The organism is Phaeocystidibacter marisrubri (assembly GCF_008933165.1).
Lineage (GTDB): Bacteria > Bacteroidota > Bacteroidia > Flavobacteriales > Schleiferiaceae > Phaeocystidibacter > Phaeocystidibacter marisrubri.
In genome coordinates, this window is record NZ_WBVQ01000003.1 from 124659 (window position 1) to 140467 (window position 15809).

The window sequence follows — 15809 nt, forward strand, 5'->3', positions numbered from 1 at the left end:
ATTCTGTCCGTTCGTCGGGGTAAAGCGGAATTTTGACATATTTGAAAGAAGACTTGACGCAATGAAGGTATACACCAAAACAGGTGACGAAGGAAAGACAAGCTTGCTAACGGGGAAGAGAGTAGATAAATTCTCGGAGAAGTTGCACGCTTATGGAACTACGGACGAATTGAATTCCTGGATTGGATTGCTTCGCGATGAAATTGGAGAAGGAGACTCATGGGATTTGTTGATTCGCATTCAGGATCGACTTTTCACGATGGGAAGTCACCTTGCCAACGAAAGTGGAAGTACTCGCGTCAAACTTCCAACGATTGAGGAATCGGACATTGAGGCTCTTGAGCTCGCAATGGATAAGATGAATGAAGAACTCCCAGAGTTGCGTTCCTTCGTTTTGCCAGGTGGACATCCCACTGTGAGTCATTGTCACATTGCCCGAACCGTATGCCGAAGAGCGGAGAGGCATGTAGCCTTTCTTCGCCAAGAAGGAGAAGTGGATGCGATTTTACTGAAATATTTAAACCGACTGTCGGATTTCTTGTTCGTATTGTCGCGTAAATTATCGAGTGATCTGAATGCAATAGAAACTCCTTGGACCCCAAGTAAATGAGAATCTGAGGATAAGGTTGCAAAAAGACTTGACTCGTACGTGAAAAAAATTACTTTTGCCAAAAATTAAAACGCCTCTGTGCTATGTATTGGACGCTAGAACTTGCTTCCTATTTGAGTGATGCTCCGTGGCCAGCCACGAAAGATGAGTTGGTTGACTACGCCATTCGTACCGGTGCTCCTCTTGAAGTTGTAGAAAACCTTCAATCCATTGAGGACGAAGATGGAGAGGTTTATGAGTCAATTGAAGAAATTTGGCCGGACTATCCGTCGGAAGAAGATTTCCTCTGGAACGAAGAGGAATACTGACAAAAAGATACCTAGATATAAACCGCTCAGTCATAATTGGGCGGTTTTTTTTTGCCCTTCTGACACTTTGTCCAGATATATATGTCGGAATGGTTTTCGCACACGCTCGTTTATTCCGAAATTCCCGCCGCCAATAGCTGGGGTATTCAATTGGATTAAATTTGTTACCCCACTTGGGATAATAGCACGACGATATGATCAACAAGATTCTCGAAACCGTATTCGGCAGCAAGTCGAAGCGCGATATGAAGACCCTCCAACCTCTGGTTGATACAATAAAGGCGGTTGAGCCTACAATTCAGGCCCTCTCCAATGATGAGCTCCGCGCAAAAACGCTCTCTTTTAAAACGCAAATCGCGGAGAACGTACAAGACATTACAAATCAAATCGCCGATCTAAAGGCTGAGATTGAGAAGGAGGCTGACTTCGAAAAGAAGGAGGAACTCTACGATCAAATTGATGCATTAGAAAAGGAAAGCTACGAGAAGACGGAAACCCTTCTGGAAGAATTACGGCCAGAAGCCTTCGCTGTAGTGCGTGAAACAGCACGTCGCTTTACTGCAGGTCCAGTTAAGGTTACTGCCTCAGATTTCGATAGAGAGGTAGCGGCAAAACACCCACATGTTACTCTTGAAGGTGATTTGGCCATTTATAGTAATTCGTGGATGGCAGCTGGCGGCGAAGTGGAGTGGAACATGGTTCACTACGATGTACAGTTGATTGGTGGTACCGTGCTTCACCAAGGTAAAATTGCCGAGATGGCAACGGGTGAAGGTAAAACCCTTGTGGCTACTTTGCCGGTGTATCTCAATGCACTTCCAGGTAAAGGTGTTCACGTAGTTACCGTGAATGATTACTTGGCAAAGCGTGACTCCGAATGGATGTCGCCAATCTTCCAGTTCCACGGGATGACCATCGATTGTATCGACAAGCACCGTCCGAGTTCTCCAGAGCGCATCGCCGCTTATAAGTGTGATGTTGTTTACGGAACGAACAATGAGTTCGGCTTCGATTACTTGCGCGATAACATGGCAAGTTCACCTGATCAGTTGGTTCAACGCGGACACAATTACGCGATTGTGGATGAGGTCGATTCTGTATTGATTGATGATGCTCGTACACCTTTGATTATCTCTGGACCAACTCCAAGAGGAGACGATCAACAGTTTGATCAATTGAAGCCTTTTGTGGAGAAACTGGTGTCTGCTCAAAAGCAAGTGGTGCTCGGAGAATTGACAAAGGCAAAGAAACTCCTTGCGGAGGGCAATGGTAAAGAGGGAGGTTTTGCCTTGCTCAGAGCCTATAGAGGTTTGCCTAAGAACCGCGCCTTGATCAAGTATTTGAGTGAAGACGGAATCAAGGTTGCCTTGCAGAAAACAGAGAACCTGTACATGCAAGAGCAGGGTAAGCGCATGCATGAAGTAGATGAAACACTGTACTTCACTATTGATGAAAAACACAATCAAGTTGAGCTCACAGAATTGGGTATCGAACTGATTGCTGGAGATAAAGATCCCGACTTCTTCGTAATGCCGGACTTCGGTTCGATGATGGCTGATCTTGAAAAAGAAGACTTGCCAACGGCTGAGAAAGCAGCGAAGAAGGATGAATTGATGCGTGAGTTCCAAGCGAAGAGCGAACGAGTTCACACTATGAACCAACTCCTTAAAGCTTACGCCCTCTTTGAGAAAGATGTGGAGTACGTGTTGATGGATGGTAAAGTGAAGATTGTCGACGAGCAAACCGGCCGTATTATGGACGGTCGCCGTTACTCAGATGGACTTCACCAAGCTATTGAAGCCAAGGAGAACGTAAAAATCGAAGCGGCTACGCAGACGTACGCTACGGTAACGCTTCAGAACTACTTCCGTATGTACAACAAACTGTCGGGTATGACAGGTACAGCGGAAACGGAAGCTGGTGAATTTTGGGAAATCTACAAATTGGATGTGGTTGTTATTCCAACCAACCGTCCAATTGCGCGCTTCGACCGCGATGACTTGGTGTACAAAACCAATCGCGAGAAGTACAACGCCGTGATTGAGGAAATCGCGAAAATGCGTGAAGCTGGTCGACCTGTTTTGGTGGGCACCACCAACGTCGAGATTTCAGAATTGTTGAGCCGTGCGCTTAAAATCAGAAAGATTCCTCACCAAGTATTGAACGCGAAACTTCACGCTCGAGAAGCAGAAGTTGTAGCGGAAGCGGGTAGACCAGGTACGGTAACCATCGCTACGAACATGGCGGGTCGTGGTACGGATATCAAACTTACCCCAGAAGCAAAAGAAGCTGGTGGTTTGGCCATTATCGGTACCGAACGTCACGATTCACGTCGTGTTGACCGTCAGTTGAGAGGTCGTGCAGGTCGTCAAGGTGATCCGGGTTCATCTCAGTTCTTTGTCTCTTTGGAAGACAACCTCATGCGTCTATTCGGCTCTGAGCGTATTGCAAAGTTGATGGATAGAATGGGGCATGAAGATGGCGAGTCTATTCAGCATAAGATGGTTTCAAATTCCATCGAACGCGCGCAGAAACGAGTTGAGGAAAACAACTTTGGAAATCGTAAGCGTCTTCTTGAGTTTGATGATGTGATGAATTCACAACGTGAGGTGATTTACAAACGCAGACGTCACGCTCTTTATGGAGAACGCCTTCAAGTGGACATCGCCAATATGGCTTGGGACACTGCGGAAGGTTTGATTGCTGATTATCAACCTATGGGTGATTTGGAAGGATTGCGCATGGATGCCCTTCGCTACTTTGGAGTGGATTGGAAAATCAACGAAGAAGAATTGAAGAAAGGCAACGTGGAAAACCTCAGTCGCCAGTTGTATGAAGCAGCTTTGAAACACTACGCAGAGAAGAACAAGCGTATCCAAGATTCTGCATTCCCAGTAATTGAGAATGTGTACCAGAATCAGGGTGATCAGTTCAAGAATATCGTGGTTCCTTTCACGGATGGCATTAAAGCTCTACAAATCCCAACTCATTTAGAGAAGGCACATGAAACCAAGGGTGAATCGCTCATCCGCGATTTCGAAAAGAGTGTTACACTCGCCTTTATTGATGAGGCTTGGAAGATTCACTTGAGAAACATGGACGACTTGCGCACAAACGTACAGTCGGCTTCCTACGAACAGAAAGATCCACTCTTGATTTACAAGTTAGAGTCGTTCAAGTTGTTCAAGGAGATGTTGGACAAGCAGAATAAGGATATTGTTTCCTTCCTCTACAAGGCTACATTACCAGCTCCAGATCCAAGTCAGGTTCGTCAAGCTCCTGCAGCTCCTCGTCAGGACATGTCTAAGCTTCAAACCAGTGGACCGGGTGGTGAACCTACTCAGCAAGTGTCTGGTGGCGGTGCGCGTGGTCCTGTGGCTCCTCAAGGTGGTCAGCCGCAAGCCGCACGACCTCCAAAACCGCAAACCGTGGTTAATGAAGGAAAGTCATATGGTAGAAATGACAAGGTGACCATTCAAAACATGGTGACTGGTGAAAAGAAAGAAACAAAGTACAAACAAGCTGAACCTCTTCTACAGAGTAGTCAATGGGTTATTGTGGAGGATTGATGAAAGTGGTTGTTAGCAGTTGCCTGTTGATGCAGGCAATGGCTGAAACTATATACTTTGAATAGAATGAAGAACCCTGACAGAGATGTCGGGGTTTTTTGGTTACAGACAAAACACCTGGCTCCAAGCGACTCTGCAGACTATATCACCACTCAACCGTGGTAACCGCTTACAAGAAGTCTGAGACTAGTTAAACCCAAAACCATTCAAGTACTCAATCAATCGCATGTAATGATGAAAGACATCGGAGGATTGAGGACTGTTTTCCAGATGGTTTAAAAATGTTTTGTGAATGTCGTTCCACTTCGGATTGTTGGTCATTCGTGCGAGCACGATGCCTCTAAAGCAGCGTGCTGTAGAGTCGGTGCAAATGGAGGTGGGGATGGTGGCGTGTTGGTTGTACAGGTTTTCTACGTGATGGATGTCCTTCAAATCTCGCATCATTTGGTAGCCATCTTCTTCAAAGAACCGCATGATGAAATGAATGCTCTTTTGGGTATTGGCTTTCTTGAATTGAAATAACTCTGTATCGTTCAAGAAGCTTTGCATTTGAAGCGCCGCGGTAATACTGTTGGACGGACTGTAATGCGGTAGAAAAGGCTGTAATGTGCTTTCTACGATTTCATTTCGAACCCCAAAAGTGATGTTGAGCGAGTGTTCGATAGGGCCTTCCTGACGTTGAATAGAAATGACTTGATGTCCGCCGTCAAATGGCAATCGGTATTCATTGAGTTCGCGATTCCATTTAAACCCCCTCTCTCCAAAGTGGGAGGCGAGCTGCATGTACAGCTGTTTGACGTTAAAAGCAGAAGGCCTTCCCATAGGTGGTTGTAGGTTAGGTCATAATCTATTTTTCTCTCGCGCGTAATCAATTTAATCATTTCATGGCAGGATTCCGATCCAAAGGTCTCTAAATCAAAAAAGTCCCGCATGAGAAACCTCGTGCGGGACTTGCTTTGTAATGTGTTAGGGGGGCTCTATCTAGCCGACCCTCTCCACTGTCTGCGATACTGTTCAGCTTTCTGGAACAACGGATCTTGAGCCGCCGCTGTTTGGTTTCCACTATGCTTGAACTGGAATGCAATTTGGGCAAGTGCATCGTACATCTGGCTAGAGCTGGAAGCCTCTTTGATGAGGAAGCCATTTCTGCGGTTGGACATAGAGTTGTAATACTTAAACTCTTGATCCAATTGAGCGATGTAACCATCGAGAAGCTCATTGGCCTTGTCTGTTGCACCCGTGAGGTAATACGCTTCTATAATTCCAGTGATAAAGTAGTTGTATTCAAACTTCTCTACCGGAGTCAATTCCATACAGCGGTCAAGAACTTCAATCGCTTTTTCTGTCTGACCTTCTGTGTGTAACGATCGAGCAAGACGAGCGTAAATTGTGCGGAGGTTGTAGGTAGGACGACGACAGGTCTCATCTAGGTAGACATCTGGATCATTCATTCCTTCAAACTCCCAAGCCATAACGCGATCGTAAAGAAGATCCGTGTCAACGTATCCGTATTCAATACCCTGACCCCCTTCTGATTTGATCGGAACAAATCGATAAGCCAAGCCTTCCAATCGGAAGTAATCTTGCAACCAGAAGAAAGATTTAGGGCTACTTCCTACGGTGATCGCGAAGTAGATCGGACGAGTCCAATCGTTTTCATTGATCAAGTCAATCAACATCATATCGCGCTTGAGCAAGGCATTGCCACCCAAGTTCCAATCGATGTAGTCCACAATTTTAGCAGAATCTTCAACCGGAACTACTCCTTGTGCGAGCACTTGCTCTTTGTCGATGTTGATGCGAAGTTTCTTCTGTGGATAGTAGTAGAATTCCTTCGGACTCAGTGTGTTTTCGTAGTACTTAAACTTGAATTGATCTCCTTCGTTTTTCGTCCACTCTACAAACTGATCAGTGGTCCATCTTGAACCTGGGTTCATGCGCATTTCTTGTTGGAAGCGCTGAGGATTGAAGTAGAGAACGTCTCTAGTTCCCATCTTGTATTGATCCCAAGTGTAGGTGAATGGAACAGGAGCGCCGTCGTAAGCTGCTCTCTTGAGCTGGTCAATATACCAGTCGGTGTTGAGGAGTGAAAGGTTCACAACGCGTACATCGGTACGGTATCCTTCCACTTCTTGGATGTACCACAATGGGAAAGTGTCATTATCTCCATTGGTGAAGAGAATGGCGTTCTTTTCACATGAGTCGAGGTATGCTTTTGCTGTATCACGGGCCATGTAACGTTCTGATCTATCGTGATCGTCCCAGTTTTCAGCGGCCATGATTCCTGGAATAATCAAACACACCACAGTGGTGATGCCTGCTAGTCCAGGGACTTTAGCGTATTTCTTTAAAATCTCATACAAACCAACTACACCGAGACCTATCCATATCGCAAAGACATAGAAGGAGCCCACAAAGGCATAGTCGCGTTCACGAGGTTCAAATGGTTTGTGGTTGGTATAAACGACAATCGCCAAACCGGTGAAGAGGAAGAACATGGTAATTACCCAAGCATCTTTTCCGTCTTTCATCGCTTGATATACCAAGCCAATCAGTCCCAATAAGAAAGGTAGGGCAAAGTAAACGTTGTGCGCTTTGTTGTTTTTGAGGTAGTCTGGCATCAGGCTCATATCACCTCTGCCAAATAGCCCTTCATCAATGCCTCCAATACCTGTAACAAAGTTTCCGTTTTGAGGCTCATAGTGGTGTTGAATATCGTTTTGGCGACCCACAAAGTTCCACAAGAAATACCTCCAGTACATGTGACCTACTTGGTAGTCCATGAAGAATTTCACGTTGTCGGCAAAGGTCGGTTTGTCTTTTTCTGAGCGAATGCCCGGAGAAAGGTTGATGTAGTTCTGAACGTGGTTCGCTTGATCTGACCACATGCGCGGGAAGAAGACCTTCCACTCTGCTGCGTAGTTGGCAACGGATGCTTTGTTGTCATTCGCTACTACGTACTCGCCTTCTTCCTCGTCGAACACATACACTTTAGATCCATCCAAGAACGGACGATCTTGATCGAGTTGAGCGTTGAATACCTGACCATACATCACTGGCCAATCACCGTATTGCTCACGGTTGTAGTAAGCCAACATGCTCAAAGCGTCTTCTGGGTTGTTCTCGTCAATTGGAGTATTTGCATTAGAGCGAACGCCCAACATCACGAAGCTAGAATAACCAACTAGAATAAAGAGAACACCAATAATTCCTTGACGAACATTGGTCTTAACGGTTTCAAAATCCCAGTTACTCGCGAAGTAATGTCCCACTTTCTGGGTGAATACAGCAAACCAATGAACACCGAAGTAAGCAATGGCTCCAATCAGAAGAATGGCTACTATCGTTCCTGAGTTTTTCATCAGGCCGATGTCGTTCACAAACGTGATTTCCAAGAAACCGAGCAATTTGAGGACGAATGGAATAATCACTTTGAAAACCACTCCGAGAATGATCACACTCATAATGGTTCCTATGGCCGTGCTCATGTAAGATGCGTTCGGCTTGTACTTGTAGTAAACCACCAATACAATAGGAGGAATAGCCAAGAAGGTAAGGATGTGTACACCTACAGAAAGACCAATCAAGTAGGCAATGAGCACCAACCAGCGGTTGGCGTAGGTATCGCCGTTGTCAAACGCGCGTTCCCATTTGGTTACGGCCCAGAAGGCCACTGCAGTTAGGAAGCTCGACATGGCATAAACTTCCCCCTCAACAGCTGAGTACCAGAAAGTATCGCTCCAAGTAAATGCAAGAGCACCTACAGTAGCCGCTCCAAAAACGAGTAGCATTTTTTCTGCGTTGAACTCTGCTCCATTCAGTGTGAGGAGCTTTTTCGCCAAATGCGAAATGGTCCAGAATAGGAAGAGAATAGAGAATGAACTCGACAATGCAGAAAGCAAGTTGACCATGTAAGCTTGGCCAGTAGGGTCAGATGCGAATTGCGCAAAGAAGTTACCTACCAATTGGAATAGGGGTGCTCCCGGAGGGTGACCCACCTGAAGTTTAACCGAAGTTGCGATGTATTCCCCACAGTCCCAGAAACTTGTGGTCGGTGCTACAGTAGCAACGTAAGTGTAAGTGGCGATGGCCCAAATCAACCATCCTAGGATGTTGTTGATCTTCGAGTAGTTTGATATCTGCATGTCTGCGATTTTCGAGTCTTGTGGCGAATTTAAGAAAAGAAAGTTGCTGGCTTTGTTGTTGAAAGGTTAAAGGAGACTTCCTTCACAATTATTTCAGAATTCGGGTGCGTTGAACCATGAAATATAGACCTAGCCCGGACACTGCGGCGGACAAGCCATAAAGCGCCGCGCTTCCAAAGTTTAGGAAAATCAACTGTCCCATGGCAAAGAGTATGGAGTAGGTCATGATGACGGCCAATATCCAACATGCGGCCAATTGCCAGAGGTTCGTGGCTGAATCTTCTGCGCGACGAAATACTCCCCAGTTTCCTCCTGGTCGAATCCTATCATAGAATTTCTGTAAAGTTGTATCCGATTCAGGCGGAGTGATCAGTGTTGCAACCAACCATGCCACCGTTGTAAAGCCCACGGTAATGAAGAATGACTCCGGGAATTCATAGCCGAAGTACGAAGCCAGTCCATATCCCACAAAAGGTGCCACGGTAGCAGTAATCTCACTCCAAACATTGATTCTCCACCAGAACCATCGCAAGATGAGGACAAGCCCGAGTCCAGCTCCACATTCCATGATGAAGCGCCATACCCCGGAAATACTTTCGATTTTCAAACTGACAATAAATCCGATAATAGCGAGTGCCAGTACCGTGAGTTTAGAAATGCGAACCAGTTTGGTATCGTCTCGCTCCGTGGTGTCATCAATGATATCCTCTGACTCTCGCTTGGTAAGCGGAACGATGAAGTCATTTACGAGATAGGAAGCCCCCCAGTTCAATTGTGTTGAAATGGTACTCATGTAGGCGGCAAAGAAACCGATGAGAAGAACTCCCATCCACCCGGCAGGAACGTGATTCTTCAGTGCAAATATGTAACCAAAACGACTGTCTTGCTGATAGCGAATGGACTGATCAAGTTCGGCGTTTCCCTCTCTTTGAAGCTCCAATTGCGCTTTGAGTGATTCCACATCGGCTACGTATTCATTAGGGACATCGGCGCCGGTTTTAACCCATTTTGCAACGGGTCCAACCGTTTCTAGCTGGCTCCAAAGTGCAGCTGTATTCGATTCTAATTTTTGAGGAACATTGAAAAGAACAATGGCAGAAAGACCAACAATAATCCATGGCCATGGGCGAATGCAGTAGTGTGCTACTTGAAAGAAGAGCGTAGAGTATACGGCACTCTTTTCATCCTTCGTGCTCATCATTCGCTGAGCGATATACCCCCCACCGCCAGGTTCAGCGCCAGGATACCAACTCGCCCACCACATCATTCCGAAAAAGGCAAAGAATGCCGCAGCAGAAATGGAAAGCACGTCTGAATCTGTAGTGGAGATTTCTGGAAAGAAGTTGAATGCAGATTCCGGCAGTTGTTCTTTCAATCCACTGATGCCTCCAATATCCGGACTGTCCAAAACGAAATAGGCTAACGCGATACTTCCGGTCATGGCTACCACGAACTGAATGTTATCGGTAATGACAACACCTAATAGTCCAGAAAATGTGCTGTAGAGGGTAACCAATGCCATGGTGATACCGGTGTAGAGAATTGCCGTTGAGTTCTCCATGCCAAAGAATCCCGAAAGAATAGTAATCATGGCGAGGTTGACCCAGCCAATGATGAGTACGTTCATAACGAGTCCGAGGTAGATGGATTTAAAAGGTCGAAGGAGTCTGGCTCCCCATCCACCATAGCGAAGTTGAATCAGTTCTACTTCTGTAAGCACTCCCGCTCGTCTCCAAAGATTTGCGAAGAAGAAAGTGGTGAGCATGCCTCCAGCTAGAAGGTTCCACCAAAGCCAGTTCCCGCTAATTCCGTTGTCGGCTACCAATTCGGTTACTGCGAGAGGCGTATCTGCGGCAAAAGTGGTGGCAACCATAGAAATTCCAGCCATCCACCAGGGGAGGTTTCGTCCACCTAAGAAATAGCTAGATAGATCTTTTCCGCTTTTTTTTGAGGCCCAGAGTCCAGCGCCAACCATGATGGCCGCCAAAACGCCAAACAGAATCCAGTCGAGGGTTTCCAAAGAAGTTACTTTTGATTCGAATATAGGGGAAGTCCGCCAATTGCGCTACTTCGGTGCAAGTAAAGAAAAAGCCCGCAACGATCAACGCTACGGGCTAATTGCTCATAAATGAGCGAGACTTGGATACATAATTACTTTCGCTTGATGCTACATCCGGTTTGGCGGGTGTTTGCTGGGTCAATTTCATCTGCATTTCCGCTTCCCAGTTTTTGCATGGCATCGCGCAGCCATTCATTCGTGGCTACTTTATCACGATTTTCAAACTTGTCGTTTATCGATCCTTCAAAAACCAATTTCATGTCTCCATCAAGAAGGAAAACATGAGGGGTGGTTTGTGCTTCAAAGGCATCGGCAAGCGCGTTGTTTTCGTCCACTACATACGGGAAATCGTAGTTCATCTCACTCGCATGCTCCTTCATGGCATCAATACTGTCGTCGCCATTTCGCTTCATGGAATTGCTGTTTACTAAAATCATCCCGATGCGCTGCTCGTCGGCCAGTTCTTTGAGAATTGGATATTGATCCTCCCAAGCGAGAACATACGGACAAGTGTTACAGGAGAAAATTACAAGCAGTCCATTCTCGTCTTTGGCTTCTAATAGAGATGTGGTCTCTCCGTCTACACCCAACATTTGGGTTTCTTGTAGCGGTGCGTCATCACCCACTTCAATTGGACCATTCATGTTGAATGCTGATAGTCCAACGCCAATGCTGATGACCCCTAGTAAGTAGGATGCTGTTTTCATGTGATGTGGTCTTATTGATCGTGTACAAGTTAAGGGAATATTTTTTCAATGTGCTGTACGGGGTTGCTGACAGAAATGACTGAAGGGAGGGGGAGGAGATTTAGGGTGCTTGAGGGTGTTTTAGGTGTTTAAGGTGTTTTAGGGGTTTGGTGTTGGGTGACGGGTGTTGGATGACGGGTGACGGGTGTTGGCTGACGGGTGTTGGCTGACGGTTGAAAACCTTCAAATCTCTCCTACCGCGCGAATCCTTTCGCGTGGGCATTTATTGGTAGGGATGGGGGAGATGTTTAAGGTGTTATAGGGGTTTAAGGTGTTTAATGTGTTTGGGGCTGGGTGACGGGTGTTGGGTGGCGGGTGACTGAGATCTGGAGCTTGGCTTCTGAAGTCTATACACTAAAGTCTAAACTCTGTCCCTTACCTTTGCGGCTGCTGAATAATCAATCAAATTTCATCCGAAATGAACATTCTCGTTATCGGTTCTGGCGGTAGAGAGCACGCCATTAGCTGGAAGATTTCTCAAAGTTCAATGTGCGATAAGCTATTTATTGCGCCGGGAAACCCGGGTACGGCTCAGGTTGGCGAGAATGTACCCATGGACGTTTCTGATTTTGCCGTGGTTGCAGACTTCATTCGCAGCAATAGTGTTGAGATTGTTCTAGTGGGTCCAGAAGACCCATTGGTGAATGGAATCCACGATTATTTGATCGATACGGAAGGCTTGGACATTACTGTGATTGGTCCTAGAAAAGAGGGTGCTCAATTGGAGGGAAGTAAGGATTTTTCCAAGCAATTCATGATGCGTCACGATATTCCAACTGCAAAGTACCAGACGTTTACATCTGACGATATTGAAAAGGGCTATGCCTTTTTGGAGAGTTTAGAAGCTCCATACGTTTTGAAAGCGGACGGACTAGCGGCTGGAAAGGGCGTTTTGATTTTGAACGATCTTCAAGAAGCCAAGGATGAATTGCGCTCTATGTTGGTTGATGCAAAATTCGGAAATGCCTCTGCTCAAGTTGTGATTGAAGAGTTCCTCTCAGGGATTGAATTCAGTGTGTTTGCCCTGACCGACGGAAAGGACTATGTCATTCTCCCAGAAGCGAAAGACTACAAGCGCATTGGAGAGGGAGACACGGGTTTGAATACTGGCGGAATGGGTGCGGTTTCTCCCGTGCCTTTTGTAGATGATGTGATGATGGAAAAAGTGGTGTCACGCATTGTGGAACCTACCATTACAGGATTGGCCAAGGAGAAAATTCCTTACGTAGGTTTTGTTTTCTTTGGATTGATCAGTGTAAATGGGGAACCATTTGTGATTGAATACAACTGTAGAATGGGCGATCCTGAAACAGAAGTAGTGATGCCTCGATTGAAATCGGATTTGGTGAGCTTGTTGAAAGCCGCTGGAAACGGAACCCTCAGCAAAGAAGTGGTTGAGTTCGATGATAGATCCGCTACAACTGTGATGGTTGTTTCTGGAGGATATCCTGAATCCTACCAGAAGGGATGTGCCATTTCCGGACTTGAGAACGTAGAGAACTGTTTGGTTTTCCACGCAGGCACTACCATGCAAGACGGTAAACTAGTGACTTCTGGAGGTCGAGTGATGGCCTTCACCGCCTACGGTTCGGACAAAAAAAAAGCGCTTGAACAATCCTATGAAGGTGTCAAGCGCATTTGCTTCGATAATATCAATTACCGCAAAGATATTGGGTTCGACTTGTAGTCGACCCAAAAGGGAGAAGTGTATTAACGCTCTCCCGCTGCTTTATGCTTAGCCATTTCTTTGAACCAGTAAACGGCAAAGCCAAAGATAGTCAGGCCAATAATCCAGTTAATCGGTCCACCAATTACAGGAAGAATTTGAAAAGTCGCGTCGAAAAATTCGCCTAGTGCTTCAAAGATTGTTCTTAGCATGACTGCGGTATTTGTAGATTGATGCACAAATTTAAGTCAAACAACTGATGTGGAGCAAACGTCTTGCAGATATTCGACCGGGAACCGTCATTTCTTATGTGCTTCTCCTCGTTCTGGTTGGCTATGTCCGCGTTCTTTACGGCCCTCATTTTGAGCTTCCCTTCTCTTTTATGGGCGTGGAATATGTGCTCGACTCCCAGTGGAAATGGGCTTTGCCGCCGGCTGCAGGGTTTGCTGCTATGTTTGCCAATTGGATTTTTGCCGAAGTTCTCCAAATTTTAAAACGATATAGCTATTTCGGGTTTTTATGGGGCTTGATGCTCATCGGAATTGGAAATATCTATGTGGTCCTTTTGGCAACTTTAGGGCTTTTGTGGTTTGTAACCATTGTGCGTTTACAAGGATCCAAACGTATTTATGCCGATTACCTCGATATCGGATTGATGACAGGAGTACTTACCCTTTTCGATCTGCGGCTCTTGGCACTTCTGGCCGTTAGTTGGTTCTTGTTTGTCGCGTATGGAAAGTTGAGATCACGTGCGTTATTTATTGGTGTCTGGGGAGTGGTAACGATACATGTTCTCACGGCAACCGTATACTTCTCACTCGGAAAGTTTAGCGACTATCTATCTTACTTTGAATGGACAGGGTTCGCCTTCGACTGGCCCGCGCAATGGATGTGGCCTAGCCTAGTAGCTATGCTGTTCTTCTGGATTCTATCCCTGGGAAATTATATCACGGCACTGTCCCGCGCCAACGTGGTTAAGCGCCAGAGTTTATCGGCATTGCTGATCTTGCAAATAGCCGTTCTGGCCCTAGATATTAGCGGTATTTGGAGTGATACAGCACTCATTTGCTTTCTTCCGATAGGATCCTTGGTCTTTATTGCCAACGATCTTCAGTACCGTACGAAGCGATGGTGGAAAGAAGGAGTTTTTTGGATGTTTATCGCGGCCTTTGGAGCGATCTTTTTCTTTTAATGCTCTTCAGGGAAGAACAACTTCTTCAATTCGTTGGCGTCTTCGGGCTTCATTTTACCGCCCAAGATTAAGGCCAGTTGCTTTCTTCTCAAAGCACCCTCGTAACGAATCTTCTCCATCTCCGTTTCTGGTTCTAGTCCAGGAACTTCAATGGGATTTCCAAGTTGATCAACTGCTACAAAAGTGTAGATGGCTTCATTGGCGCGAACGCGATTTCCCGTACCTCTTTGGTCTTCGATGTACACATCTACAAACACCTCCATAGAGCTGGTGAAAGCTCTGGATACCACGGCTTCAAGCGTTACAATAGAACCTTGAGGAACAGCGTGGTTGAAGGATACGTTGTTAACACTTGCGGTTACAACTTGACGACGACAGTGGCGGTGAGCCGCAATAGCCGCACAACGATCCATCCATGATAGAAGTTGGCCCCCAAACAAGTTGTTGAGGTTGTTGGTATCGTTCGGAAGAACGATTTCGGTCATGATCGTAAGTGAATCCTTGGGTGTGTTGATTCGCATTGCTGGTCAATTTGCCGGCAAAGGTACCTTATTTGCGGTAAATCCAAGCCCCACGTTGAACGTCATTCTTGTAACTGCGTAGTGCAGTAGTGGCGTCCGTTCGAGTTTGGAAAGATGAGATGGCTACTTTGTTGAACCGGCCATCAAAAGGAAGAACTTCAGGAGAGAATCCCTTGCTCTTTAGCTCGCGATAGAGATCATCAGCATTTGCTTTCTCCACAAAGGAACCCACAATTACATAGTACGTTCCTTTTTGAACAGGCGTTGCAGCAACTGGAGTTGACGTGATTTCAACTTCTGGAATCGCTACTTCTTCAGCAGCCACAGCTTCAGCTTTTGGAGCTTCTTCTGCCACAGGCTCGCTTATCTCAGCCTCTTCAGAATCCGACCAACTAATGAGGTCCATGAAGCCAGCTAGATTGTCGGCTATGTCCAAATCTGATTTTGAACCTCCCATGAAAAGAAGACCCGACACACCCGCAGCAACGGCAGCAACCCTCCAAAGTGGAGTTCTAGATCTGTCTTTGCGCTGGTGAAGAGGAATGACACGTGCTTCTTCATTAACGGTTACCAACGGAGAGGCGCGAAAGACACCCAGTCCGAAGTGAGCCATGTCGAAGTTAACGTCTACTTGAGGTTTGAATTGGATATTGCCTTCTCTATCAATGTAGAACATGCCAATACCTTCCAAACGTAGTCGCTCTCCCTTGTGGAGCTGCTTGTGCCAGAAACTTACGATATCAGAGATTTCGAGACGAATAACATCTTCGTTTCGCTGTTCTCTCTTGGCAATGGCGCCTCTTAGCAAACCATCATCGGTTCGAAGACCGGGTTGGAAACTCAAACGTCTGCTTGGTGGCAATAACATTTGAGTTGCTGAATTTAATTCAGCAGAAAATGATCGCGCTACAAAGGCACCAAATCCCGGAACAACCACGCAGTCGTTCGAGAAAAGTAATTTTGATATGTAGTGTTCGAGGGTCATTTGAATTC

At 46.1% G+C, this 15809-nt stretch carries 12 protein-coding genes; 5 read left to right on the top strand and 7 right to left on the bottom strand.

What is annotated here, in order from left to right; translation table 11 throughout:
- Window positions 1-61: 61 nt before the first annotated feature.
- The 3 genes from F8C82_RS13700 to secA all read left to right on the top strand — a co-directional run bounded on the left by F8C82_RS13700 (window position 62) and on the right by secA (window position 4487).
- Window positions 62-610 carry a cob(I)yrinic acid a,c-diamide adenosyltransferase gene (locus tag F8C82_RS13700; RefSeq protein WP_151694188.1) on the top strand — a complete coding sequence of 183 codons (549 nt, stop codon included), beginning with the start codon at window positions 62-64 and terminating at the stop codon, window positions 608-610.
- An 83-nt stretch (window positions 611-693) separates the two neighbouring features.
- On the top strand, window positions 694-918 hold the full coding sequence (locus tag F8C82_RS13705; protein ID WP_151666576.1) for a DUF2795 domain-containing protein: 225 nt from the start codon (window positions 694-696) through the stop codon (window positions 916-918).
- A gap of 194 nt (window positions 919-1112) precedes the next feature.
- Window positions 1113-4487, top strand: a complete 3375-nt coding sequence (gene secA / locus F8C82_RS13710; protein WP_151694189.1) for a preprotein translocase subunit SecA — start codon at window positions 1113-1115, stop codon at window positions 4485-4487.
- Window positions 4488-4673: 186 nt separating this feature from the next.
- Here secA and F8C82_RS13715 read toward each other — a convergent pair whose 3' ends face one another.
- The 4 genes from F8C82_RS13715 to F8C82_RS13730 all read right to left on the bottom strand — a co-directional run bounded on the left by F8C82_RS13715 (window position 4674) and on the right by F8C82_RS13730 (window position 11398).
- A complete protein-coding gene (locus F8C82_RS13715) occupies window positions 4674-5270 on the bottom strand; it encodes a hypothetical protein (RefSeq protein WP_151694190.1) in 597 nt (198 codons plus the stop codon).
- A gap of 194 nt (window positions 5271-5464) precedes the next feature.
- Complete coding sequence (locus F8C82_RS13720) at window positions 5465-8632, bottom strand: glycosyltransferase family 117 protein (protein ID WP_151694191.1); 3168 nt, start codon at window positions 8630-8632, stop codon at window positions 5465-5467.
- Window positions 8633-8720: 88 nt separating this feature from the next.
- Window positions 8721-10652 carry a sodium:solute symporter family protein gene (locus F8C82_RS13725; protein ID WP_223279601.1) on the bottom strand — a complete coding sequence of 644 codons (1932 nt, stop codon included), beginning with the start codon at window positions 10650-10652 and terminating at the stop codon, window positions 8721-8723.
- A gap of 131 nt (window positions 10653-10783) precedes the next feature.
- Window positions 10784-11398: a redoxin family protein gene (locus tag F8C82_RS13730; RefSeq protein WP_151694192.1), complete on the bottom strand. Its 615-nt coding sequence runs from the start codon at window positions 11396-11398 to the stop codon at window positions 10784-10786.
- A gap of 457 nt (window positions 11399-11855) precedes the next feature.
- On the opposite strand from F8C82_RS13730, the gene purD reads away from it, so the two are divergent.
- Window positions 11856-13124, top strand: a complete 1269-nt coding sequence (gene purD, locus F8C82_RS13735) for a phosphoribosylamine--glycine ligase (protein ID WP_151694193.1) — start codon at window positions 11856-11858, stop codon at window positions 13122-13124.
- Window positions 13125-13147: 23 nt separating this feature from the next.
- Here the strand turns inward: purD and F8C82_RS14790 are convergent, their stop codons facing one another.
- Window positions 13148-13315 carry a hypothetical protein gene (locus F8C82_RS14790; RefSeq protein WP_170266276.1) on the bottom strand — a complete coding sequence of 56 codons (168 nt, stop codon included), beginning with the start codon at window positions 13313-13315 and terminating at the stop codon, window positions 13148-13150.
- A gap of 47 nt (window positions 13316-13362) precedes the next feature.
- Here F8C82_RS14790 and F8C82_RS13740 point away from each other — a divergent pair, with 47 nt between their 5' ends.
- Window positions 13363-14295, top strand: coding sequence for a DUF6427 family protein (locus F8C82_RS13740; protein ID WP_151694194.1), 933 nt, complete (start codon window positions 13363-13365; stop codon window positions 14293-14295).
- Here F8C82_RS13740 and F8C82_RS13745 read toward each other — a convergent pair.
- Window positions 14292-14816, bottom strand: coding sequence for an acyl-CoA thioesterase (locus tag F8C82_RS13745; protein ID WP_151694195.1), 525 nt, complete (start codon window positions 14814-14816; stop codon window positions 14292-14294). The genes F8C82_RS13740 and F8C82_RS13745 overlap by 4 nt on opposite strands.
- A gap of 28 nt (window positions 14817-14844) precedes the next feature.
- The gene (locus F8C82_RS13750; RefSeq protein WP_151694196.1) at window positions 14845-15801 is read right to left on the bottom strand and encodes an HU domain-containing protein; all 957 of its coding nucleotides are present in this window, start codon (window positions 15799-15801) and stop codon (window positions 14845-14847) included.
- Window positions 15802-15809: the final 8 nt, after the last annotated feature.